We start from the raw sequence: 22449 nt of genomic DNA, 5'->3' as shown, positions 1-22449 counted from the left end.
TGGTTTGTGGCTAGATGAAGACACCTTCCTGTCACCTTCGAATCTGGTTGCCCTCATGTCTTCGCGCGAAAACACCGGCATGGCCCTCGGCCTGCTCGGCGTGGTGATTTTCAGCCTTACCCTGCCCTTCACCCGCATCGTGGTGCAGGAACTGCACCCGCTGCTCAACGGCCTGGGCCGCGCGTTGTTCGCGGCGATTCCGGCAGCGGCGCTGTTGTTGTGGCGTCGGGAAAAGTGGCCGACCTGGAAGCAAGTCAAAGGCCTGAGTCTGGTGATCGCCGGGGTGATTCTCGGTTTCCCGGTGCTGTCGGCGTGGGCCATGCAGACCTTGCCGGCGTCCCACGGTGCGCTGGTCAACGGCTTGCAGCCGCTGTGCGTGGCGCTGTACGCCGCGTGGCTGTCCCACGAGCGTCCGTCGAAAGCCTTCTGGGCCTGCGCCGCGTTGGGCAGTGCGCTGGTGCTGGGTTATGCGTTGTACACCGGCGCCGGCAGCATTCAGGCCGGTGATTTGCTGATGCTGGGTGCGATTGCGGTGGGTGGTCTGGGTTATGCCGAGGGCGGACGCCTGGCACGGGAAATGGGCGGTTGGCAGGTGATCTGCTGGGCGCTGGTGCTGTCGACGCCGTTGCTGATCGGCCCGGTGCTGTATCTGGCGTTGCAGCATCAGGGTGCGGTATCGGCGAAAACCTGGTGGGCCTTCGGTTATGTCGCGCTGTTTTCGCAGTTCCTGGGCTTCTTCGCCTGGTACGCCGGGCTGGCCATGGGTGGCATTGCCCGGGTCAGTCAGATCCAGCTGTTGCAGATCTTCTTCACCATCGCGTTTTCCGCGCTGTTCTTCGGCGAACACGTGGAGCCGATCACCTGGCTATTCGCCTGCGGGGTGATCGCGACGGTGATGCTCGGGCGCAAAACTGCCATCAAACCCCATGTGGGAGCGAGCTTGCTCGCGAAGACGGACTGACAGTCAACGGTGATGTCGCCGGTTATGGCCCCTTCGTCGGATCGCCGCCCGGAGCAAGCTCGTTCCCACAGGGTCGAGGTCAAGCCAACAGGCCATCGGCGAGCAGCAGGGTTTCGAGGCAGTGCTCGCTGATCTGGTAGAACGCCTTCAATTCCTGAATCTTCACCAGCAGCTGAGTCGGGTCCACCGGCTCGGCGCGCTTCACCGCCAGAATCATCTTGTTCTTGTTGGTGTGGTCCAGGGAGATGAACTCGAACACTTTGGTCTCGTAACCGCAGGCTTCGAGGAACAGCGCACGCAGACTGTCGGTGACCATTTCCGCCTGCTGGCCCAGGTGCAAACCGTATTGCAGCATCGGCTTGAGCAGCGCCGGGCTCTGGATCTGCAAACGAATCTGTTTGTGGCAGCACGGCGAGCACATGATGATTGAGGCGCCGGAACGGATGCCGGTGTGGATCGCATAGTCGGTGGCGAGGTCGCAGGCATGCAGGGCGATCATCACGTCCAGCTCGCTCGGCGCCACGCTGCGCACATCGCCGCATTTGAACACCAGCCCCGGGTGTTCCAGCTTCGCGGCGGCGGTGTTGCACAGGTTGACCATTTCTTCGCGCAATTCGACGCCGGTGACTTCGCCCTCGGCCTTCAGCGTGTTGCGCAGATAGTCATGGATGGCGAACGTCAGGTAACCCTTGCCCGAACCGAAATCCGCCACCCGCACCGGTTTGTCCAGGGCCAGCGGCGACGAGGTCAGCGCGTGGCTGAACACTTCGATGAACTTGTTGATCTGCTTCCACTTGCGCGACATCGCCGGGATCAGCTCGTGTTGCGCATTGGTTACGCCCAGGTCCTTGAGGAACGGGCGGCTCAACTCGAGGAAGCGGTTTTTCTCGCGGTTGTGCTCGGCGGACGGCACTTCACGCAATTGCTGGGGTTTGCTCATGAACAGCGAGCTCTTGCCCTTTTTGCTGTATTCGAGCTGGGCTTCGTCAGTCAGCGCCAGCAAATGCGCATTTTTGAACGCTGCCGGCAGCAGCCCGGCAATCGTCGCTACCGCTTCATCCAGCGGCAGGTTCTTGGTGATGTCGCGGGTCTTGTAGCGGTAAACGAACGACAGGCACGGCTGCGCCTTGACCGTCACCGGTTTGATGATGATCCGCTGCAGGTCCGCTTCTTCGCCGACGTATTTGGCCAGCACCAGTTTGATGAAGCCGTTCTGTTCGAGGCTGGTTTGCAGCAGCTCGATGAACCGGGCGTGGTGATCGGGCGCCGGTTTGGCAGATGCGGAGGGAGCGGTAACGGACATGGGAAAAAGCGGCCTCGGACGGGCAAATCGGGAATGGGCGCTAGTTTAGGGGGGATGGCGTTCGAGGGCACGGCTAATTTCCCGAACGGCTTATCCCAACACCACCAACCGATTCGGCAACTCATTCCTGACCTGCGTCACCGGCACATGCACCTTGAGCAACTCCCCACACGCCTCGATACACGTGACAAAGCCCTGCAACGTCTGCCCCTGCCGCACCTGCTCGGTAAACGCCGCGACAATCGAATCCCAGCTCTTGTTATCCAGCTTCTTGGAAATCCCCTCATCCACCAGAATCTCCACGTACCGCTCCGCCTCGCAGACAAAAATCAGCATGCCGGTGCTGCCCACCGTGTGATGCAGGTTCTGTTCGAGAAACTGCCGCCGCGCCAGGTTTGACGCGCGCCAGTGCCGGACACGACGTGGCACCAGATGTGTGGTGATTTTCGGCAAGCGAAACAACAGGCACAGCACGATGAAAATGCCCCACTGCACCAGCAACAGGCTGCGCATCGTCAGCCAGCCGGTCAGGTAATGCACGATCCCCGGCACCACCAGCGCCAGCAGGCTGGCCCACAGCAGCGGGATGTACGCATAGTCGTCGGCGCGGGCCGCGAGCACCGTCACCAGTTCGGCGTCGGTGTCGCGCTCGACCCGGGCGATAGCCTCGGCGACCTTGCGTTGTTCGTGTTCAGTCAGTAATGCCATGTCGTGAAGTGCCTGCTCATTATTGTTATCACCAGCCGCCGGAGGACCCGCCCCCGCCGAAACTGCCACCGCCGCCGCTGAAGCCCCCGCCTCCACCGCCGCCGCCAAAACCTCCGCCACCGAAGCCGCCCCCTCCTCCGGAGCCACCCCGGCCGGCGGGAAGGATACCGAGCATCTGGCAGACAAAAACAGTCAGGATGAACAACATCACCAGAAATACGAACAACGCCGGGTGCCGCGAGACAAAATCATCGGCAGGATCACCGGCCGATTCGTACACCGTGGAAGGCTCGTCCAATGGATTGCCGCCCAGCACCACCAGCATCGCCGCCACACCGTCACTGATGCCTTTGCTGAAGTTGCCGGCCTTGAACGATGGCGTGATCACCTGATGGATGATCACAGAACTCTGCGCATCGGTCAGACGATCCTCCAGCCCGTAGCCGACTTCGATGCGCAATTTGCGCTCGTCCCGGGCGACGATCAACAGGGCGCCGTTGTTCTTGTCCTTCTGGCCGATGCCCCAGTGCCGGCCCAGTTCGACGCCGTAGTCCTCGATGGTGGCGCCTTGCAGGTTCGGCAGCGTCACGACCACCAGTTGCTCGCCGGTCGCCTGTTCGTGGGCCTGCAACTGCTGGCTCAGTTGCGCGCGCACCGACGGCTCGATCATCTGCGCGTCGTCCACCACCCGCCCGGTCAGTGCCGGGAAGGTCAACTCGGCCCGGGCGCTGACGGCGAACAGCAACAGCATCAGCACCAGGCCCATCTTCAACACACGCATGGGCATCCCCGGCTCAGAACTTCACTTCCGGGGCCTTGTCCGCGCCGGGGCTGGTGGCTTCGAAGGTCTCACGGATCGGCAGGTTGCTGTACATCACGCTGTGCCACAGGCGACCGGGAAAGGTGCGGATCTCGGTGTTGTATTTCTGCACCGCCAGAATGAAATCCCGACGGGCCACGGCGATGCGGTTTTCCGTGCCCTCAAGTTGCGATTGCAGGGCGAGGAAGTTCTGGTTGGCCTTCAGGTCCGGATAGCGTTCGGACACCACCATCAAGCGGCTCAAGGCACCGGTCAACTGGTCCTGGGCCTGCTGGAACTGCTTGAGCCTTTCCGGGTTGTCGAGGGTGCTGGCATCAACCTGGATCGACGTCGCCTTGGCCCGCGCCTCGATGACGGCAGTCAGAGTTTCTTCCTCGTGTTTCGCATAGCCCTTCACGGTTTCCACCAGATTGGGGATCAGGTCGGCGCGCCGCTGGTACTGGTTCTGCACCTGGCCCCAGGCGGCCTTGGCCTGCTCGTCAAGGGTCGGAATGTTGTTGATGCCGCAAGCGGTCAACAACGTGGCCAGCACCAGCAAGGTGGCGACCTGCAAACGCGAGCGGTAGACAGGACTGACATTCATCGGACGGGTGCTCCCTTGCACATTTCATGAATAATGAATCGCGAAACATTCTCAGCCGGCGGTTGGGGCATAATCGCCCGCGCCACTGGATTGCAGCGGGCCGATGGGCTAAAAAGAGGCCCTGCTCGATCACGTCGCCGAAACGTTCGACGTACATTCGGCTGTCGTTTTCTGAATCAGCACCCGAACAACAATAGTCGCTCCCTAAATTTTGGCTGGCCGGCGTTGCAACGCCGTTTAGGCCCTTGAGAAAACTATTCATGAAGAAGCTGTGTTTGCTGGGCCTGTTCGTCAGCCTGGCCAGTCATCAAGTACTGGCCGCCACGACCCCGGTACCCCTGGAAAACAAGGACGCTTTCATCAGCAACCTGATGAAGCAAATGACCCTCGACGAGAAGATCGGCCAGTTGCGCCTGATCAGCATCGGCCCGGAAATGCCCCGCGAGCTGATCCGCAAAGAGATCGCTGCCGGCAACATCGGTGGCACGTTCAACTCGATCACCCGCCCGGAAAACCGTCCGATGCAGGACGCTGCCATGCGCAGCCGACTGAAGATCCCGATGTTTTTCGCGTACGACGTGATCCACGGTCACCGTACGATTTTCCCGATTCCGCTGGCCCTGGCATCGAGTTGGGACATGGACGCCATCGGCCAGTCCGGTCGCGTCGCTGCCAAGGAAGCTGCCGCCGACAGCCTCGACATCACCTTCGCGCCGATGGTCGACATCTCCCGCGACCCGCGCTGGGGCCGCAGCTCCGAAGGTTTCGGTGAAGACACCTACCTGACCTCGCGCATCGCCAAAGTCATGGTCAAGGCCTATCAGGGTGAAACCCCGAGCGCGGCCGACAGCATCATGGCCAGCGTCAAGCACTTCGCCCTGTACGGCGCTGTTGAAGGCGGTCGCGACTACAACACCGTCGACATGAGCCCGGTGAAGATGTACCAGGACTACCTGCCACCGTACCGCGCGGCCATCGACGCCGGCGCCGGTGGCGTGATGGTGGCGTTGAACTCGATCAACGGTATCCCGGCCACCGCCAACACCTGGCTGATGAACGATCTGCTGCGCAAGGACTGGGGCTTCAAGGGCCTGGCGGTCAGCGACCACGGCGCGATCTTCGAACTGATCAAGCACGGCGTGGCCCGCGACGGTCGTGAAGCGGCGAAGCTGGCGATCAAGGCCGGCATCGACATGAGCATGAACGACACCCTGTACGGCAAAGAGCTGCCGGGGCTGCTCAAGTCCGGCGAGATCGAACAGAAAGACATCGACAACGCGGTGCGTGAAGTCCTCGCCGCCAAGTACGACATGGGCCTGTTCAAGGACCCGTACCTGCGCATCGGCAAGGCTGAAGACGATCCGGCCGACACCTACGCCGACAGCCGTCTGCACCGCGCCGACGCCCGCGAGGTCGCCCGTCGCAGTCTGGTACTGCTGAAGAACCAGAACGAAACCCTGCCGCTGAAGAAGACAGCCAAAGTTGCACTGGTCGGCCCGCTGGCCAAGGCTCCTATCGACATGATGGGCAGTTGGGCCGCCGCCGGTCGTCCGGCACAATCGGTGACCCTGTTCGACGGCATGAGCAATGTCATCGGCGACAAGGCGAACCTGATCTACGCCCGTGGCGCCAACATCACCAGCGACAAGAAGGTTCTCGACTACCTGAACTTCCTCAACTTCGATGCGCCGGAAGTGGTCGATGACCCGCGTCCGGCCAATGTGTTGATCGACGAAGCGGTGAAAGCCGCCAAGGACGCCGACATTGTGGTTGCAGCCGTGGGCGAATCCCGTGGCATGTCCCACGAATCGTCGAGCCGCACCGACCTGAACATCCCGGAAAACCAGCGTGAGCTGATCCGTGCCTTGAAAGCCACCGGCAAGCCGTTGGTGCTGGTGCTGATGAACGGCCGTCCGCTGACGATTCTGGAAGAGAAGGAACAGGCCGACGCGATTCTGGAAACCTGGTTCAGCGGCACCGAGGGCGGGAACGCCATCGCCGACGTGCTGTTCGGCGACTACAACCCGTCGGGCAAACTGCCGGTGACCTTCCCGCGCTCCGTGGGCCAGATCCCGACCTACTACAACCACCTGAGCATTGGCCGGCCGTTCACGCCGGGCAAACCGGGCAACTACACCTCGCAGTATTTCGATGACACGACAGGCCCCCTGTTCCCGTTCGGTTTCGGCCTGAGCTACACCGATTTCAGCCTGAGCGACATGGCGCTGTCCTCGACCACGCTGAACGCCACCGGCAAGCTCGACGCCAGTGTCATGGTCAAGAACACCGGCAAGCGTGACGGCGAAACCGTGGTGCAGCTGTACATCCAGGACGTGACCGGGTCGATGATCCGTCCGGTCAAGGAGCTGAAGAACTTCCAGAAAATCATGCTCAAGGCCGGCGAGCAGAAAGTGGTGCACTTCACCATCACCGAAGATGACCTGAAGTTCTACAACGCCCAGCTCAAGTACGCGGCCGAGCCTGGCAAGTTCAACGTGCAGATCGGCCTGGATTCCCAGGACGTGACGCAGCAGAGCTTTGAACTGCTGTAACAGTAGTCACACTGCAAAAACCTGTGGGAGCGAGCTTGCTCGCGAAGAGGCCATCACATTCAACATTGATGTTGACTGTCAGGCCGCATTCGCGAGCAAGCTCGCTCCCACAGTTGTTTTGGGACAGCGACTAGCCTCGTCTATCCAGCAGATTGACCACCACCCGATCCACCCAGCCCCAGATCCGCTGCTTCACCCGCCGCCACAACGGCCGGCGCTGCCACTCCTCCAGACTCACCTGCTGACTCAGGTCGAAGTCCTTCTCGAAACTCGCCGCCACCGCTGCCGTCAGTGACGGGTCCAGCGCTTCCAGATTCGCTTCAAGATTGAAGCGTAGATTCCAGTGATCGAAATTGCAGGAGCCGATGCTCACCCAGTCGTCCACCAGCACCATTTTCAGGTGCAGGAAACACGGCTGGTATTCGTAGATTTTTACTCCGGCCTTGAGCAGACGTGGGTAGTAACGGTGCCCCGCGTAGCGTACCGACGGGTGATCGGTGCGCGGCCCGGTCAGCAGCAGGCGCACGTCAAGGCCACGGGTGGCGGCCTTGCGCAGGGAGCGGCGGATTTTCCAGGTCGGCAGGAAGTACGGCGTCGCCAGCCAGATCCGCTGCTGGCCGCTGTTCAGTGCGCGAAACAGCGATTGCAGAATGTCCCGGTGCTGGCGGGCGTCGGCATAAGCCACACGCCCCATGCCCTCGCCCGTGTCCGGCACGCGGGGCAGTCGCGGAAGGCCAAAATGCGCGTTGGGCCGCCAGGCCCGGCGATGGCGATTGGCGATCCATTGGCGGTCGAACAACAATTGCCAGTCGAGCACCAGCGGGCCGGTGATTTGCACCATGACCTCGTGCCATTCGCTGGTGTCGTGGCCCGGTGTCCAGAATTCATCGGTGACCCCGGTGCCGCCGACCACCGCCAGACGCTGGTCGACCAGCAACAGCTTGCGGTGATCGCGATAAAAATTGCCGACCCAGCGCCGCCAGTTCAGCCGATTATAAAAACGCAGCTCGACTCCGGCACCGGTCAGCCGCCGGCGCAGCGTGAGGGTGAACGCGAGGCTGCCATAATCATCGAACAGGCAACGCACCCGCACGCCCCGCTCCGCCGCCAGCACCAGCGCCTGCACGATGGTTTCGGCACAGGCGCCGGCTTCCACCAGATACAGCTCCAGTTCGATCTGCTCGCGGGCGCGGGCGATCTCGTCAAGCATGCGCGGGAAGAATTGCGGGCCGTCGATCAACAGCTCGAAGCGGTTGCCATCACGCCACGGAAACACCGCGCCGCGCATGTCAGCGCGCCGTGAAGATCAGCACCGCACCCACCGGCACCGACAGACTGATGGCCGACAGTCCAGCCATGTTGCGCAGGCTTTCCAGGCCCGGCAGCAGATCGAAATCCTCGGCGCTGATCACCAGCGGCTCCAGCGTCACCACTTGAAAGCGTCGGTCATCGAGGCGCGTGGCGAGCAATTCGGCGGGGTATTCATGCTGTTTGCCGTGCAGGTTGACGGTCAGCGGCAGGCGCAATTCAAGCTGCGCGCCGGGCGCCAGATCGTTGATCGGGCGCAGGTCGATTTGCGTGGTGATGGTCGCTTCGGGGAATTGCTCGATCTGGAACAGTTCCTTGCGCATGCGCTCGTCGCGCAGCGGGATGCCGCTGTTGATCGAGTCCAGCTCGACTTCGACCACGGCGCGGCCATCGGGATCGACTTTGCCGTGCAGCACCAGAAAGCGCTGCACTTCGGATACGTTGGCGTTTTTCGTGCTGACGAACGACAGCCGCGACGACTCGCCGTCCAGATACCAGTTGGCCTGGGCCGGCAGCGCAGCGGCGCCGAGCAGCAGGCCGGCGAAGGCGTTGCACAGAGAACGGTTGAACATTGAAGACTCGTGGGGCCGATAAACCTGCACGAACCTTAACTGGCCGTGGCGTTATTGCAAACTGTCAGTCTCTGCAAACGCTCAGGCCAACGCCTGCTGCACCTCGCCGATGGTCGACGCGAGGCTGTTGAGGTGCAGGCTCAGCACCCGCTCCACCGGCGCCTGATCCATCGGCCAGTGCAGCGCCATGCTGCCGACCAGCCGCCCTTGCGCTCGGATCGGCAAGGCCACCGCGCGAATCAGGAACGGCAGGCGCACCGGGTATTCCCAATAACCTTCGGTGCGCTGGCCGAAGCCCTGATGCAAGGCTTGCTCGGTGGCCTGCAATACACCGTCATCCGCCAACTGTTCGCGTTCGGCCAGACGTTTCACGTCCTGGCTGTCGAGTTCGCCAAGACAGGCGCGCCCCATCGCCGAATGGAACAGGCTCGCGTGATGGCCGACGATCTGGCAGTTGGTTGGATAGCGTTTGCGCAGCACTTGCGGGATCGCGCTTTCCATCACCTCTACCCGCTCGCCGTCGAAGCACGACAGATCCGCCACCAGCCCGGTGCGTTCGCTGAGTTCCAGCAGCATCGGCGCGGCGCTTTCCACCAGATGGCGCTTGAAGCGTTGCTGGCGATCACCGAACAAGCGCTTGGCGCACAACCGGTAGCGGCGGTCGCTGAGGCCGCGATAAATCCAGCCCTGCTCCTGCAAGGTCGCGAGCATCCGCGACACCGTGGCCTTGGGCAGAGTGGTCAGGTAGTGCAATTCCTCCAGTCCCAACGCCTGATGCTCGCCGAGCAACTCGACGATGGCCAGCGCCCGTTCGACCGAGCGCACGCTGCCGGTGTCTGCCTTGCTGCCCATGTGTTCGACCTCCATGGATGTGGATGAAAGATCACTTCATGCAGCAAGATGCGGGCCGCTCAGGCCGATTGCAGGCATGCCGGCGGTCGCCGTTCGACCCAGCGGGTCAGCTGTTCATGGGCGTAGGCCAGTTGCAGCACCGCTCGATCCGCCTGGGCCGGGCCGATGATTTGCAGGCCCATCGGCAGCCCGGCCGTGTTGAAACCGACCGGCACGCTGATACTCGGCAGCCCCGCCAGGGTCGGGCCGATCACCACTTCCATCCAGCGGTGATAGGTGTCCATGGTCTGCCCGCCGACGACTCGCGGCCACGGTTGCTGTGCATCAAAAGGGAACACCTGGGCGGTGGGCAACAGCAGGAAATCGTAACGCTCGAACAACTCGCTCAACGCGCGATACCACTCGCTCCGCGCCACCGACGCCTGATAAACCTCGGCAGCGGTCAGACGCAGACCGCCCTCGATTTCCCATTGCGCTTCGGGTTTGAGCAGCGCCCGTTTTTGCGGATCGGCATAGGCCGCGCCGAGGCTGCCCTGCACCAGAAAATGCCGGTGGGTGAGCCAGGTCTGCCACAGGCGCTCCATGGAGAAGTCCGGCTGACAGGCCTCGACCTGACAGCCCAGCGCACTGAAATCCGCCAGCGCCGATTCGCACAGGCTCAACACGCCATCGTCCATCGGCAGATAGCCGTTGTAATCGCCGAGCCAGCCGAGGCGCAGGCCGCTGCAGTCCTGTTGCAGATCCAGCCCGAAGTCCCGTGGTTCATCGGCCAGCGACAGCGGCACGCGCGGATCGTAGCCGGCCTGGGTCGAGAGCAATCGCGCGACGTCGGTGACCGTGCGCCCCATCGGTCCTTCGGTGGCCAGTTGCTGGACGAACACTTCCGGCATCGGGCCGTGAGGCACGCGGCCTTGGGATGGGCGGAAGCCGAACACGTTGTTGAACGCCGCCGGGTTGCGCAGCGAGCCCATCATGTCGCTGCCGTCGGCCACCGGCAGCAGGCGCAGGGCCAGCGCCACCGCCGCCCCGCCGCTGCTGCCGCCGGCGATCAAGCCCGGATCGTAGGCGTTGGTGGTGGTGCCGAACACGCTGTTGTAGGTCTGCGAGCCGAGGCCGAATTCCGGGACGTTGCTCTTGCCGATGATGATCGCGCCGCAGTCGCGCACCCGCGCCACGCTGATCGCATCGTGCTGCGGCACTTGCTCGGCGAACAGCGGTGAGCCGAGGGTCGTGCGCAATCCGGCGGTGGCCGCCAGATCCTTGATCGCCTGGGGCATGCCGTGCATCCAGCCTCGGGACTCGCCGCGATCCAGTTGCCGGTCGCATTCATCGGCCTCGCGCAACAGCACGTCCTGCGGGCGCAACGAGACCAGCGCGTTGACCGCCGGATTGAAGCGATCAATGTGCGTCAGGTACGCCTGCATCACCTCGCGGCACGACACCTTGCGGGCATGGATCGCCCGGGACAACGCATCGGCGTCGAGGGCGACAATCGGATCAATGGCTAACGGACTCACGGTTTCACTCCCAGGTTGAGCGCAACGGATTTCTTTGCGCGTGGTGCCTCCTGCAAACAGTAAGTACCGAGCAGGGTCAGCAGGCAAGCGAACAAGACATAGAACGACGGCGCCACCGGGGTGTTCAGAACTTTACTCAGCCAGGTGACGATCAGCGGCGCGAAACCACCGAACACCATCACCGCCACGTTGTAGGCCACCGACACGCCGGTGGAGCGCACTTCAATCGGGAACTGCTCGGCCAGCGCCGTCGGAGCCGGACCGAAGAACCCGCCAATCGCCGTGCACAGCAGCAGTTGCATCACCAGCAAACGCTCGATCGACGGCGCCGCCGCGACCCACACATACAGCGGATAGACCATGACGAAAAACGCCAGAGTGAAGGCCATCAGCACCGGCCGCCGACCGAGGCGATCCGACAGTGCGCCGGAGAACGGAATCACCACGGTCATCAACCCCACCGCGAGCATCTGCACCAGCAACACCTGATCCAGCGGCAGGCCGAGGTTCTTGTGGGCGAAGGTCGGCATGTTCACCAGCACCACGTAGAACGACACCGTCGCGCCGCACGCCAGGCCCATCGACACCAACAGGCTGCGACGATGCTCACGCAGCACTTGCCACAGGCCGGGGGCTGCGCCTTTGGCCTTCTTGCGCGCTTCGAGAAACTCTTCCGGTTCCTCCATGTGCTTGCGAATCCACAAACCCACCGGGCCGATCAGCAGACCGAGCACGAACGGAATCCGCCAGCCCCAACTGTCCAGCGCCTCGGGGGAAAGCAGGTGCGTGACCAGCGCCACCATCGCCGCGCCGCTGAACACCGCCAGGCATTGCCCGACCAGTTGCCACGAACCGTACAAGCCCTTGCGATGGGCCGGCGCGCTCTCCACCAGAAACGCCGTGGCGCTGGCGTATTCACCGCCCGTGGCAAAACCCTGAAGCATCCGCGCTACTACGATCAGCAACGGCGCACCCATGCCGATGGCGGCGTAGTTCGGCGCGAATGCGATCAGGGCGATGGAAACGGTCATCAGGCGGATGATCATCTGCATCGCGGCCTTGCGACCTTTGCGGTCGGAGTAGATGCCGAGCAGGATGCCGCCCACCGGGCGCATGAAAAAGCCGACACCGAAAGTCGCCAGCGCCATCAGCAGCGAAGCGTAGTCGTCGTCGGACGGGAAAAACTGCCGGGCGATGATGCTCGCCAGAAAGCCGTAAACGATGAAGTCGTACCATTCCAGGGCATTGCCGATAACGGCGGCGACCACTTGCCGGGTGCGCGAAACGCCTGCGTTCGAAGTCTGCATGGGGATTCTCCAGAAGCTGTTGGTTGACCACGCAGGCACGTGCGCACCTGCGTTCCAGCGGCAGCAAAAAGTGAAGAAATCAGGCCGGCTTGAGCCAGCTCTCGGTAAGCGCGCCCCAATACGCCGCGCCGGTCAGCAGAATGTCGTCGTTGAAGTCGTAGGCCGGGTTATGCACCATCGGCCGGGCCACGCCGTTGCCGATGAACAGGTAGGCGCCGGGGCAACGCTGGAGCATCCAGGCGAAGTCTTCGCTGCCCATCAGTTTGGGTGTGTTGCCATCGACGGCGTCGGCGCCGACCAGCTCGACGCCGACCTGCCGGGCGAACTCGGTTTCGGCGGCGTGGTTGACCAGCACCGGGTAGGCCGGGCGGTGTTCGATGGTCGAGGTGCAGCCGAAGCTTTCGGCCTGGGCTTCGATGATCGAGCGCACGCGGTCCAGTGTCTGAACGCGGACTTCGGCATTCAGCGCACGCAGGCTCAGGCGCAGGATCGCCTGTTGCGGAATCACGTTCGCCGCCTCGCCGGCCTGCAACGCGCCGACCGTCACCACCGCGGCCTCCTGGGCATCGATGTTGCGCGCGACCACGGTTTGCAAAGCCATCACCACACTGGCCGCAGCGACCAGCGGATCCACCGCCAGATGCGGCATCGAACCGTGGCCGCCGACGCCTTCGATGGTCACCGTAAGCAGATCCTGCGAAGCCATCATCGGCCCTTCGCGAAACCCAAGATGCCCCGCCGGCAGGCCCGGCATGTTGTGCATGCCGAACAGCGCGTCGCACGGGAAGCGTTCGAGCAGGCCATCGGCAAGCATCGCTTCCGCCCCGCCCTGGCCCTCTTCGGCGGGCTGGAAAATCAGCGTCAGGGTGCCGTCGAACTGACGGGTCGCCGCCAGATAACGCGCCGCACCGAGCAGCATCGCGGTGTGCCCGTCGTGGCCGCAGGCGTGCATGCAGCCTTGATGGCGGCTGCTGTAGGCGACGCCGGTGTTCTCGATGATCGGCAGCGCATCCATGTCGGCCCGCAGCCCGAGCTTGCGTGTGCTGCTGCCGTTGCGCAGCACACCGACCACGCCGGTCTTACCGATGCCGGTGTGGACTTCATAGCCCCACTCTTCGAGCGACCTGGCGACCAGTGCCGAGGTGCGGCTTTCTTCGAAACCGAGTTCAGGGTGGGCGTGAATGTCCTGGCGGGTGGCGTGCAGGTCGCTGGCCACATCGTTGAGCCAGGCCAGAATGTGCTGATGTCGGGGCATGACGGTTCTCCTCGCGCGGGTGTTCCCGGTCTTGTTGTTCGGTGTTGTTTCACGACACGTGAACGGCAGGTCGTGCTCACCGCCAGATAACCGCGAGACACGCGAGAGGACAATCGAATGTGGTTCCACAGGGTGGAACCGGATCAGGGTTGCAGGCGACAGCCCTGGCGTTCGCCTTGCCACTGGGCGCTGTTGCTGCGTCCCAGGCCGCTGGCGGTGACGATTTTTTGCGTGCGGTCATCGGTCAGTTCGCTGGGCAGCCATTGCTTCACGTAGCCCCGGCAATACTCGGCGTCGTTGTTCATCACGTAGCGGCACGAACAATATTCCTTGGCGGTGTAGGCGCTGATGATGTCCGGGAAGGCCCAAAGGTTTTCGCGCTCGTGCCAGCCCCAGCCCAGCAGCATGACCAACAGCACCAGCAGGATGCGTCTGAACAGTTTCATGGCCGCACCGCCCCGAGCACGCGCTTGAGCAATTCGTTGTGGCGATAGCTGCCGTCGCGGTCATCGGCGTAGCGCACGATCACCAGTTTTTCGCTCGGGATCACATACAGCGCCTGGCCCCAATGGCCGAGGGCGGCGAAGGTGTCGGGCGGTGCATCGGGCCATGGCGACGGCGCACCATCCGCCGGGCGATTGAGCCACCACTGGCCGCCGGGCACGGCTTCGTCCTGATGAGCCTTGTAGCCGGCGAAGGGCTGGCGGTTGAAGGCGACCCAATCCTTGGGCAACAACTGCCGGTCATTCCAGCGTCCGTCCCGTTCCATCAGCAGGCCGATTCGCGCGAGATCCCGGGCCTTCATATAGGCGTAGGAAGAGGCGACGAAAGTGCCCGTGGCATCGGTTTCCCACGTGGCATGGCGGATGCCCAAGGGATCGAAAAGTGCTGTCCACGGATAGTCCGGATAACGTTGCGGGCCGACGATGGTTTTCAATGCGGCGGCCAACAGATTGCTGTCGCCGCTGGAATAACGGAACGCCTGACCCGGTGGCGCGTAGCTGTCGTGATCGGCGGTGAAGGCGGCCATGTCGCGGTGGCCACGGGTGTAGAGCATCGCCACCACCGAGGATTTCAGCGGGGCGTATTCGTAGTCTTCCTGCCAGTCGATGCCCGAGGCCCAGTGCAGCAGATCCTTGATCGTGATGACCGGGTGTTTTTCCAGCGCCGGGTAATATTGCGCGGCCGGGTCATCGAGCTTGAACAGACCTTCGCCATAGGCCACGCCGAGCACCGTGGCCATCAGGCTTTTGCTGATCGACCAGGTCAGGTGCGGGGTGTCGGCGGTGGTCGCAGCGGCGTAGCGTTCGTAGATGACCTGACCGTCGCGGATCACCAGCAAGGCGTCGGTGCGGATGCCTTGGCGTGTAGTTTCATCGCGGGGCGCGAAGGCGTACGCCTCCAACATATCAACGGCCGGACCGATGAGTTTCGGACCGCTCGGCCACTGCTCGCCCGGCCATTGTTCGGCCTGAACCGTGAAGCTGATCAGCAGCAGAAACAGGGACAGTCCTTTGAACATGGTGAGGGCTCTGGAGATGAACCTGAGAAGACTAGCCGGCGTTGATGACAGATGTGTGGTGTTTTTGAGGGCGCTATCGTCGGATCGCCGCCCGGAGCAGGCTCGCTCCCCCATTTGATTGAGTTCCTCCAGTCGGAATGCGGTCGCATGTGGGAGCGAGCCTGCTCGCGATGAGGCCGGTCAATTCACCGCTAAAGCCTTGGCCAGACGCTTGGCCCGCGGACCAGCCGCCAGTTGCATGACCGATTGATCGCGCTGCCACATCGCTGCCCACTCAGGATTGCCGTCAGGCAACGCCTGATCAACTTCCGCTTTAAGCCCGTCGAACTGCGCAAACAAGCCGCCGAGCAACACATGCCCGGCCGGATTGTTCGGCGGCTGGCGACTGACTTCCGCACATCCGGCCAACAGCGCCAGCAAACGCAATTGCAGCGGCTGCGGCCAGCCGCTGTCCTGACCGACGCCGTACAACCACGCGGTCATTGCACTCAACACGTAAACGTCTTCAAGGGTGCGGAACGGTTTGACGTAGGCATCCCATCCATCCCCCGCGAGTAATTCACACAACGCATCGTCGAGATGCAACCGGCCATGGCTGATGTCCGGCATCAACGGCAGCGCCGGGAGTTTTTCCACCCGCACACCGGGCTCGCCGGGATACACCACCGCCAGGCTCAGGCGCGGTGATTCGCCGGGTTGTTCGTTGCGCGCGGCGATCAGCAGCCAGTCCGCCGCATCGCCGGCGGTGACGAAATCCTTTTGCCCGGTGAGGCGCAGATCCGTGAGCCGGGTCTGCATGTCCGCCGGGCGCAGGCTGCGCTGCTCGGTCGCACACAACGCGCCGAGGCTCGGCGGCGCGCTCGGCCAAAGCATGCGCAGCGCCGCCTGATAGCCCACCAGAAACGCCAGCCCCGGCGTCGCCATCCGCCGCCCTCCCGCCACCGCCAGTTCGAACGGCGTCACGCTGCCCAGTTGATGCAGCAACGTGGCGAAGCCCTCCGCCAGATCGGCAACAGCAGGCAGGCGTTCGCGGCATTCAAGCAGGGTCGACCAGGTCATCAGAGGCTCCTCGTGGGCTGTCATATAAGCATCACCAAACATTCATGGCGATGACACCGGGGCTACATAGCCTGACTTTGCACAACACGGCTGCATAAAGAAAGTCGATCGGCTGCAACCCATGACGGGTTCAAGGCCCGTACGGAGATTCACATGACTCAGATCGCCCGCATCAGCGACACCGGCAATGAACGCCGCCTGCAAGCCGAACGCCTGATCGGCGCCGAGGCCTTGCAGCAAGCCCAGGCCTTGCGCTTCAACGTGTTCAGCGGCGAGTTCAACGCCAAGCTGAACGGCGCGGAGCTGGGTCTGGACATGGATGACTATGATGTTCACTGCAGCCACATCGGCGTGCGTGACCTGAACACCGGCCGTCTGGTAGCGACCACCCGTTTGCTCGATCACACCGCCGCCAGCAGCCTGGGCAAGTTCTACAGCGAAGAAGAATTCAGCCTGCACGGCCTCGCCGGTCTGCAAGGCCCGATCCTGGAAATCGGCCGCACCTGCGTCGACCCGGCCTACCGCAACGGCGGCACCATCGCCGTGCTCTGGGGCGAACTGGCCGAAGTCCTCAATCAGGGTGGCTACAGCTATCTGATGGGCTGCGCGAGCATCCCGATGCAGGACGGCGGCGTGCAGGCCCACGCGATCATGCAGCGCCTGCGCGAACGTTATCTGTGCACCGAACACCTGCGCGCCGAGCCGAAGAACCCGCTGCCGAGCCTCGACATTCCATCGAACGTGATCGCCGAAATGCCGCCGCTGCTCAAGGCCTACATGCGCCTGGGCGCGAAGATCTGCGGCGAGCCGTGCTGGGACGAAGACTTCCAGGTCGCCGACGTGTTCATCCTGCTCAAGCGCGACGAACTCTGCCCGCGCTACGCCAAGCACTTCAAGGCGGCTGTGTGATGAGCCGGTTGCGGGTGTACGCGCGAATTGCGCGAGTGCTGCTGGTGGTGACACTGGGCCTGAGCATGGCGAGTGTCTTCGGGGTTTTCGAGCGTCTGGGTCTGGCCCATTCGATGGAGCGCCGGCAGCGCTGGTCGCGGTTTTTCATGGCGCGCTTGAGCAATGCCCTGCCCTTTCGCGTGACCGTTCACGGTGAGCTGCCGAAGCAGCCGATGCTGTGGGTCAGCAACCATGTGTCGTGGACCGACATTCCGCTGCTCGGCATGCTCACGCCGCTGTCGTTTCTGTCCAAGGCCGAAGTGCGCACCTGGCCGGTAGCCGGCTGGCTGGCAGCGAAGGCCGGCAGCCTGTTCATCCGTCGCGGTTCCGGCGATAGCCAGTTGATCCGCAAGCAGATGACCCGTCACCTGCAAACCGATCATCCGCTGCTGATGTTCCCGGAAGGCACCACCACCGACGGTCGCTCGCTGCGTACCTTTCATGGTCGACTGCTGTCGGCGGCGATTGATTCCGAGGTGAAGCTGCAACCGGTGGCGATCCGTTATCTGCGCGAGGGCAAGATCGATTCGCTGGCGCCGTTCATTGGTGACGATGATCTGCTGTCGCACCTGATGCGCCTGTTCAGCAACGACTGCGGTGATGTCGAGATTCATCTGCTCAAGCCGATTGCCTGTCAGGGCCGGGAACGCGCGGCACTGGCGTTCGAGGCGCAACAAGCGGTGCAGAAAGCCTTGTTCGGCGATGTGCTCAAACCGGTCGAAGCGCAACACGCCCGCGATCTGATCGCGGCCTGATCGGCGACGTCTGCCTACAGTTGCCGGCCTGCAAAGTCCTGCAGCTGTGGGTAGAACAAGCGAAAGTCCTCGCTCAACGGTTCGTACAACCGACGCAATTCCTCCATCGCCCCCGCCAGTTCTTCAGGCCGGGTCAGGCGCCGGGAGATCCCGCGCAACACCTGCTCCAGCACTTCGAATTCCTGATACGAACCCAACCAGTCATTGGCGACCATGTGCGGGGCGATCTTCGCCAGACGCTCGGGCAATTGCCGCTCGCTGGACAGCACGCGGTAAACGTCGGTGGTGAATTGGCCCAGCGGCCGGTCGGCGTACAGCGTCCAGTCCCGCGCCAGGCAATGGTCGAAAAACACGTCGAGGACGATGCCCGCGTAACGGCGACGAGTCGTGGAGAACCTTGCCAGCGAGGCGTCGACCAACGGATGACGGTCGGTGAACACGTCGATCTGACGATGCAGGGCAATCGCCGCTTCGATCTCCGGGGCGAACTGCCCTTGCAGCCGCCCTTTGACGAAATCGCCATACAGACTGCCGAGCAGTTGACCGGGACGCTGGCCACCGAGGTGTAAATGTGCGAGATAGTTCATCGGCGCAGCTTAGCACCGCGCCCGCGTTTGTTTACACCTCACATATCGTTATAACCCGATATACCGATTTATGCGGTCATCAGATCAAATTCATATTGGTATATCGCGAAGTACCGATTTAAAGTTCGCCTCATCGCGATATAGCGCTACACACATCACGAGCACCCAGCCATGAACATTGACCTCGACGAAATAATAAAAGCCCTGGCACACCCAGTACGGCGAGACATCCTCAACTGGCTGAAAGACCCGAAAGCCGAGTTTCCGGAACAGATCCACAACCACGAGTACGGCATCTGCGCCGGGCAGATCGATCAACGCTGCGGCCTGTCGCAGTCGACCGTCTCCGCCCACCTGGCCACCCTGCAACGGGCAGGACTGATCAGCAGCCAGAAAGCCGGCCAGTGGCACTTTTTCAAACGCAACGAGGACGTGATTCAGGCGTTCCTCAGCACCCTCAGCAAAGAGCTCTGACCCTTAACGTCAGCCAGCCAAAAGGACCCAACGATGCCCCTCTCGCTACTCATACTCGCCTTGAGCGCCTTCGCCATCGGCACCACCGAGTTCGTCATCATGGGCCTGCTGCCCAATGTGGCGGCCGACCTCGGTGTGTCGATCCCCGGCGCCGGCTGGCTGGTGACCGGCTACGCCCTGGGCGTGGCGATTGGTGCACCGTTCATGGCAATGGCCACTGCAAAACTGCCGCGCAAGGCTGCACTGGTAACGCTGATGGGCATCTTTATTATCGGCAACCTGCTCTGCGCTATCGCCACTGACTACGAGGTGCTGATGTTCGCCCGAGTGGTCACCGCCCTCTGCCACGGTGCGTTCTTCGGCATCGGTTCGGTGGTCGCGGCCAACCTGGTGGCACCGAACAAACGCGCTTCGGCGGTGGCCCTGATGTTCACCGGCCTGACCCTGGCCAACGTGCTGGGCGTGCCGCTGGGCACCGCGCTCGGTCAGGAAGCCGGCTGGCGCTCGACCTTCTGGGCAGTGACCGTGATCGGTGTGATCGCGCTGATCGGCCTGATCCGCTTCCTGCCGGCCAAGCGTGACGAAGAAAAACTCGACATGCGCGCCGAACTGGCCGCGCTCAAAGGCGCCGGCATCTGGCTGTCCCTGAGCATGACTGCGCTGTTCGCCGCCTCGGTGTTCACCCTGTTCACTTACGTCGCACCGCTGCTGGGCGATGTCACCGGTGTCTCGCCCCGTGGCGTGACCTGGACCCTGATGTTGATCGGCCTGGGCCTGACCGTCGGCAACATCATCGGCGGCAAACTGGCCGACAAAGGCCTGGCCGCGACGCTGATCGGCGTGTTCATCGCGATGGCCGTGACCTCCACCGTCCTGACCTGGACCAGCATCGCGCTGATCCCGACCGAAATCACCCTGTTCCTCTGGGCTACCGCGTGTTTCGCCGCCGTGCCGGCCCTGCAAGTGAACGTCGTGACCTACGGCCAGGCCGCACCGAACCTGGTCTCGACCCTGAACATCGGCGCCTTCAACGTCGGCAACGCCCTCGGCGCTTGGGTCGGCGGCAGCGTCATCGCCCACGGCTACGGCCTGACCAGCGTTCCTCTCGCCGCTGCGGCGCTGGCGGTCCTCGCGCTGCTGGTGACCCTGATCACATTCCGCCAGAACGGCAATCCCGAGCTGGCTACCGCTAACTGATTCACTCACTTACCTCACGAGGGTTGTATCTCATGGCAACAATTTTCGATCCGATCAAACTGGGCGACCTCGAGCTGTCCAACCGCATCATCATGGCGCCGCTGACCCGCTGCCGCGCCGACGAAGGCCGCGTACCGAACGCGCTGATGGCCGAGTACTACGTACAACGCGCCTCGGCCGGCCTGATCCTCAGCGAAGCCACGTCGGTCACCCCGATGGGCGTCGGCTACCCGGACACCCCGGGCATCTGGTCCAACGACCAGGTGCGCGGCTGGACCAACGTGACCAAAGCCGTTCACGCTGCCGGCGGCAAGATCGTCCTGCAACTGTGGCACGTCGGCCGGGTTTCCCACCCGTCGTACCTGAACGGTGAAGCGCCGGTTGCACCGAGCGCCATCCAGCCTAAAGGCCACGTCAGCCTGGTTCGCCCACTGGCCGACTATCCAACCCCTCGTGCACTGGAAACCGCTGAGATCGCCGACATCGTCGACGCCTACCGCGTTGGCGCGGAAAACGCCAAGGCAGCCGGTTTCGACGGCGTGGAAATCCACGGCGCCAACGGCTACCTGCTCGACCAGTTCCTGCAAAGCAGCACCAACCAGCGCACCGACATCTACGGCGGCTCCCTGGAAAACCGTGCCCGTCTGCTGCTGGAAGTGACCGACGCCGCCATCGAAGTCTGGGGCGCCGGCCGTGTAGGCGTACACCTGGCACCACGCGCCGACTCCCATGACATGGGCGACGACAACCTCGCCGAAACTTTCACCTACGTGGCCCGCGAACTGGGCAAGCGTGGCATCGCCTTCATCTGCTCCCGTGAGAAAGAAGGCGCCGACAGCCTCGGCCCGCAACTGAAAGAAGCCTTTGGCGGTGCTTACATCGCCAACGAACGCTTCACCAAGGACAGCGCCAACGCGTGGCTGGCCGAGGGCAAGGCTGACGCCGTGGCGTTCGGCATCCCGTTCATTGCCAACCCGGACCTGCCGGCACGCTTGAAGGCCGACGCGCCGCTGAACGAACCGCACCCGGAAACCTTCTACGGCAAAGGTGCAGTCGGCTACCTCGACTACCCGACGCTGTAAGCCACACCGCAGAAACGCAAAAGCCCCTGACTCGTGAGAGTCGGGGGCTTTTTATTGGTCGCTGGGTGGGCGAGCCGCTCACATTCGTTCACAGGCTCGACACAAAATCCCTACAAAATACGAAGCTCGCTACATATCAACCCGCGCTGCAGAGGTATATAAAAGCATCCCATTGCAGCGGCCGAGTGAACAGGGATCTTCACCCTCCTCCGTCATTGACACAAACTGATCCAATGACGAATTTTGTTTCATTTGCGCAGACTGGGGCTCAGGCGCAGCATGTCCAGCCCGGTATCGACCCAGCGCTCGGCCTCGGCGTACAGTTCGAAGCTGTCCGGCGCCAATAGCCATCCGTACAGGAGGCCATCAATATAGGCGTGAATGCTGATGGCTGCCCGGGCTGTGTCGAGGTCTGCCGGCAACTGCCCACGATTGACCGCATTACTCAATGTCAGCGCGATCCGCACATTGCAATCGAGGCTGGCAGTCCTGCGCTGCTGGCGCAGATCGCACATTTCATCGGTGAACTCGCACTTATGAAACAGAATTTCGTTGATACGCCGGGTCTTCGGGTCCAGCGCGACTTGATGAAACAAATGAATCAGCAATTTGCGCATGCAGCCCAGCGGATCGGGTTCGTCCTCGCTTTCGCTGGCCTTGGCCAGTTCGTCCAGCGGCTCATGCAGGGTATCGAGCATGGCTTGCAGCAGATCGGCCTTGTTGCTGAAGTGCCAGTAGATAGCACCGCGCGTCACCCCAGCCAGGCTCGCAATGTCCGACAGGGTCGTGCGGGCCACGCCCCGCTCATAGAAGGCTTTCTCGGCCGCTTCGAGAATCTGGCTGCGCGTTTCCTGAGCTTCCTCTTTGGTACGACGGACCATGGCAGTAAAACCTCAAACAGGATGTTTCAGGGATGGCTGAATATCCGCTGAATAAAAAGGGGTTGATCTCTCGCGGATCGGCTCCCCGGCCTACAATTTCGGACCTTGCGACGACTTTTGTATCGGGGTCGGTACGCGGCGAAGGTATTTACAAACAACCATGAACGTAAGTATATTCCTTAGCAAGCTACTTATCCACCCGGTAA

Annotated in this window: 22 protein-coding genes; 7 read left to right on the top strand and 15 right to left on the bottom strand. The window is 62.7% G+C overall.

Annotated elements, in window-relative coordinates; genetic code table 11:
- Window positions 1–55: 55 nt before the first annotated feature.
- Window positions 56–961: a DMT family transporter gene (locus N8H71_RS13365; RefSeq protein WP_262194343.1), complete on the top strand. Its 906-nt coding sequence runs from the start codon at window positions 56–58 to the stop codon at window positions 959–961.
- A gap of 79 nt (window positions 962–1040) precedes the next feature.
- Here N8H71_RS13365 and N8H71_RS13360 read toward each other — a convergent pair whose 3' ends face one another.
- From N8H71_RS13360 to N8H71_RS13345, 4 genes are all read right to left on the bottom strand, one after another.
- A complete protein-coding gene (locus tag N8H71_RS13360; RefSeq protein ID WP_262194342.1) occupies window positions 1041–2264 on the bottom strand; it encodes a class I SAM-dependent methyltransferase in 1224 nt (407 codons plus the stop codon).
- A gap of 90 nt (window positions 2265–2354) precedes the next feature.
- Window positions 2355–2972 carry a TPM domain-containing protein gene (locus N8H71_RS13355; protein ID WP_262194341.1) on the bottom strand — a complete coding sequence of 206 codons (618 nt, stop codon included), beginning with the start codon at window positions 2970–2972 and terminating at the stop codon, window positions 2355–2357.
- A 28-nt stretch (window positions 2973–3000) separates the two neighbouring features.
- Window positions 3001–3753: a TPM domain-containing protein gene (locus N8H71_RS13350; protein WP_262194340.1), complete on the bottom strand. Its 753-nt coding sequence runs from the start codon at window positions 3751–3753 to the stop codon at window positions 3001–3003.
- Between the two features lie 13 nt (window positions 3754–3766).
- Entirely contained in the window at window positions 3767–4375 is a 609-nt protein-coding gene (locus N8H71_RS13345) for a LemA family protein (protein WP_262194339.1), read from the bottom strand.
- 260 nt (window positions 4376–4635) lie between these two features.
- On the opposite strand from N8H71_RS13345, the gene bglX reads away from it, so the two are divergent.
- Window positions 4636–6927: a beta-glucosidase BglX gene (gene bglX / locus N8H71_RS13340; protein WP_262194338.1), complete on the top strand. Its 2292-nt coding sequence runs from the start codon at window positions 4636–4638 to the stop codon at window positions 6925–6927.
- 130 nt (window positions 6928–7057) lie between these two features.
- Here bglX and N8H71_RS13335 read toward each other — a convergent pair whose 3' ends face one another.
- From N8H71_RS13335 to N8H71_RS13295, 9 genes are all read right to left on the bottom strand, one after another.
- A complete protein-coding gene (locus tag N8H71_RS13335; protein WP_262194337.1) occupies window positions 7058–8215 on the bottom strand; it encodes a phospholipase D-like domain-containing protein in 1158 nt (385 codons plus the stop codon).
- Window position 8216: 1 nt separating this feature from the next.
- A complete protein-coding gene (locus tag N8H71_RS13330; RefSeq protein WP_085605441.1) occupies window positions 8217–8807 on the bottom strand; it encodes a YceI family protein in 591 nt (196 codons plus the stop codon).
- A gap of 81 nt (window positions 8808–8888) precedes the next feature.
- Window positions 8889–9659 carry an IclR family transcriptional regulator gene (locus N8H71_RS13325; protein WP_085683240.1) on the bottom strand — a complete coding sequence of 257 codons (771 nt, stop codon included), beginning with the start codon at window positions 9657–9659 and terminating at the stop codon, window positions 8889–8891.
- A 59-nt stretch (window positions 9660–9718) separates the two neighbouring features.
- Entirely contained in the window at window positions 9719–11176 is a 1458-nt protein-coding gene (locus N8H71_RS13320; RefSeq protein WP_262194336.1) for an amidase, read from the bottom strand.
- Window positions 11173–12483: a citrate-proton symporter gene (locus N8H71_RS13315; protein ID WP_262194335.1), complete on the bottom strand. Its 1311-nt coding sequence runs from the start codon at window positions 12481–12483 to the stop codon at window positions 11173–11175. Before N8H71_RS13315 ends, N8H71_RS13320 begins: the two co-directional genes overlap by 4 nt.
- 79 nt (window positions 12484–12562) lie before the next feature.
- Window positions 12563–13738, bottom strand: coding sequence for a M20 aminoacylase family protein (locus tag N8H71_RS13310; RefSeq protein ID WP_262194334.1), 1176 nt, complete (start codon window positions 13736–13738; stop codon window positions 12563–12565).
- A 143-nt stretch (window positions 13739–13881) separates the two neighbouring features.
- Window positions 13882–14184: an amidase gene (locus tag N8H71_RS13305; protein WP_262194333.1), complete on the bottom strand. Its 303-nt coding sequence runs from the start codon at window positions 14182–14184 to the stop codon at window positions 13882–13884.
- Window positions 14181–15260, bottom strand: coding sequence for a serine hydrolase domain-containing protein (locus tag N8H71_RS13300; RefSeq protein ID WP_262194332.1), 1080 nt, complete (start codon window positions 15258–15260; stop codon window positions 14181–14183). Before N8H71_RS13300 ends, N8H71_RS13305 begins: the two co-directional genes overlap by 4 nt.
- Window positions 15261–15440: 180 nt before the next feature.
- Entirely contained in the window at window positions 15441–16319 is an 879-nt protein-coding gene (locus tag N8H71_RS13295) for an acyl-CoA dehydrogenase family protein (protein WP_262194331.1), read from the bottom strand.
- Window positions 16320–16472: 153 nt separating this feature from the next.
- Between N8H71_RS13295 and olsB the strand changes: the two genes are divergently transcribed.
- Both olsB and N8H71_RS13285 read left to right on the top strand, forming a co-directional pair.
- The gene (gene olsB / locus N8H71_RS13290; RefSeq protein WP_007957877.1) at window positions 16473–17228 is read left to right on the top strand and encodes an L-ornithine N(alpha)-acyltransferase; all 756 of its coding nucleotides are present in this window, start codon (window positions 16473–16475) and stop codon (window positions 17226–17228) included.
- A complete protein-coding gene (locus tag N8H71_RS13285; protein ID WP_011332835.1) occupies window positions 17228–18022 on the top strand; it encodes a lysophospholipid acyltransferase family protein in 795 nt (264 codons plus the stop codon). Before olsB ends, N8H71_RS13285 begins: the two co-directional genes overlap by 1 nt.
- A 14-nt stretch (window positions 18023–18036) precedes the next feature.
- Here the strand turns inward: N8H71_RS13285 and N8H71_RS13280 are convergent, their stop codons facing one another.
- On the bottom strand, window positions 18037–18609 hold the full coding sequence (locus N8H71_RS13280; RefSeq protein ID WP_085683249.1) for an ACP phosphodiesterase: 573 nt from the start codon (window positions 18607–18609) through the stop codon (window positions 18037–18039).
- A gap of 171 nt (window positions 18610–18780) precedes the next feature.
- Between N8H71_RS13280 and N8H71_RS13275 the strand changes: the two genes are divergently transcribed.
- From N8H71_RS13275 to N8H71_RS13265, 3 genes are read left to right on the top strand one after another with little or no spacing between them, the layout of a single operon-like run.
- Entirely contained in the window at window positions 18781–19083 is a 303-nt protein-coding gene (locus N8H71_RS13275) for an ArsR/SmtB family transcription factor (protein WP_065257584.1), read from the top strand.
- Window positions 19084–19116: 33 nt separating this feature from the next.
- The gene (locus tag N8H71_RS13270) at window positions 19117–20280 is read left to right on the top strand and encodes an MFS transporter (RefSeq protein ID WP_007957864.1); all 1164 of its coding nucleotides are present in this window, start codon (window positions 19117–19119) and stop codon (window positions 20278–20280) included.
- A 32-nt stretch (window positions 20281–20312) separates the two neighbouring features.
- Entirely contained in the window at window positions 20313–21362 is a 1050-nt protein-coding gene (locus N8H71_RS13265; RefSeq protein ID WP_007957862.1) for an alkene reductase, read from the top strand.
- Window positions 21363–21610: 248 nt separating this feature from the next.
- Here N8H71_RS13265 and emhR read toward each other — a convergent pair whose 3' ends face one another.
- Window positions 21611–22243, bottom strand: coding sequence for an efflux system transcriptional repressor EmhR (gene emhR, locus N8H71_RS13260; protein ID WP_085683251.1), 633 nt, complete (start codon window positions 22241–22243; stop codon window positions 21611–21613).
- Window positions 22244–22449 lie beyond the last annotated feature (206 nt).

Source organism: Pseudomonas koreensis (assembly GCF_025447595.1).
GTDB classification, from domain to species: domain Bacteria; phylum Pseudomonadota; class Gammaproteobacteria; order Pseudomonadales; family Pseudomonadaceae; genus Aquipseudomonas; species Aquipseudomonas koreensis_H.
This window is presented reverse-complemented; position numbering and strand designations above follow the sequence as displayed.

What these genes read in the sequence shown, in the direction of transcription:
- N8H71_RS13270 (WP_007957864.1), top strand. Translation starts at nt 19,117, where the DNA reads ATGCCCCTCTCGCTACTCATACTCGCCTTGAGCGCCTTCGCCATCGGC.
- emhR (WP_085683251.1), bottom strand. Translation starts at nt 22,243, where the DNA reads ATGGTCCGTCGTACCAAAGAGGAAGCTCAGGAAACGCGCAGCCAGATT.
- N8H71_RS13310 (WP_262194334.1), bottom strand. Translation starts at nt 13,738, where the DNA reads ATGCCCCGACATCAGCACATTCTGGCCTGGCTCAACGATGTGGCCAGC.
- N8H71_RS13350 (WP_262194340.1), bottom strand. Translation starts at nt 3,753, where the DNA reads ATGCGTGTGTTGAAGATGGGCCTGGTGCTGATGCTGTTGCTGTTCGCC.
- N8H71_RS13265 (WP_007957862.1), top strand. Translation starts at nt 20,313, where the DNA reads ATGGCAACAATTTTCGATCCGATCAAACTGGGCGACCTCGAGCTGTCC.
- N8H71_RS13285 (WP_011332835.1), top strand. Translation starts at nt 17,228, where the DNA reads ATGAGCCGGTTGCGGGTGTACGCGCGAATTGCGCGAGTGCTGCTGGTG.
- N8H71_RS13365 (WP_262194343.1), top strand. Translation starts at nt 56, where the DNA reads ATGTCTTCGCGCGAAAACACCGGCATGGCCCTCGGCCTGCTCGGCGTG.
- N8H71_RS13360 (WP_262194342.1), bottom strand. Translation starts at nt 2,264, where the DNA reads ATGTCCGTTACCGCTCCCTCCGCATCTGCCAAACCGGCGCCCGATCAC.
- N8H71_RS13275 (WP_065257584.1), top strand. Translation starts at nt 18,781, where the DNA reads ATGAACATTGACCTCGACGAAATAATAAAAGCCCTGGCACACCCAGTA.
- bglX (WP_262194338.1), top strand. Translation starts at nt 4,636, where the DNA reads ATGAAGAAGCTGTGTTTGCTGGGCCTGTTCGTCAGCCTGGCCAGTCAT.
- N8H71_RS13295 (WP_262194331.1), bottom strand. Translation starts at nt 16,319, where the DNA reads ATGACCTGGTCGACCCTGCTTGAATGCCGCGAACGCCTGCCTGCTGTT.
- N8H71_RS13315 (WP_262194335.1), bottom strand. Translation starts at nt 12,483, where the DNA reads ATGCAGACTTCGAACGCAGGCGTTTCGCGCACCCGGCAAGTGGTCGCC.
- N8H71_RS13330 (WP_085605441.1), bottom strand. Translation starts at nt 8,807, where the DNA reads ATGTTCAACCGTTCTCTGTGCAACGCCTTCGCCGGCCTGCTGCTCGGC.
- olsB (WP_007957877.1), top strand. Translation starts at nt 16,473, where the DNA reads ATGACTCAGATCGCCCGCATCAGCGACACCGGCAATGAACGCCGCCTG.
- N8H71_RS13355 (WP_262194341.1), bottom strand. Translation starts at nt 2,972, where the DNA reads ATGGCATTACTGACTGAACACGAACAACGCAAGGTCGCCGAGGCTATC.
- N8H71_RS13305 (WP_262194333.1), bottom strand. Translation starts at nt 14,184, where the DNA reads ATGAAACTGTTCAGACGCATCCTGCTGGTGCTGTTGGTCATGCTGCTG.
- N8H71_RS13280 (WP_085683249.1), bottom strand. Translation starts at nt 18,609, where the DNA reads ATGAACTATCTCGCACATTTACACCTCGGTGGCCAGCGTCCCGGTCAA.
- N8H71_RS13300 (WP_262194332.1), bottom strand. Translation starts at nt 15,260, where the DNA reads ATGTTCAAAGGACTGTCCCTGTTTCTGCTGCTGATCAGCTTCACGGTT.
- N8H71_RS13345 (WP_262194339.1), bottom strand. Translation starts at nt 4,375, where the DNA reads ATGAATGTCAGTCCTGTCTACCGCTCGCGTTTGCAGGTCGCCACCTTG.
- N8H71_RS13325 (WP_085683240.1), bottom strand. Translation starts at nt 9,659, where the DNA reads ATGGGCAGCAAGGCAGACACCGGCAGCGTGCGCTCGGTCGAACGGGCG.
- N8H71_RS13335 (WP_262194337.1), bottom strand. Translation starts at nt 8,215, where the DNA reads ATGCGCGGCGCGGTGTTTCCGTGGCGTGATGGCAACCGCTTCGAGCTG.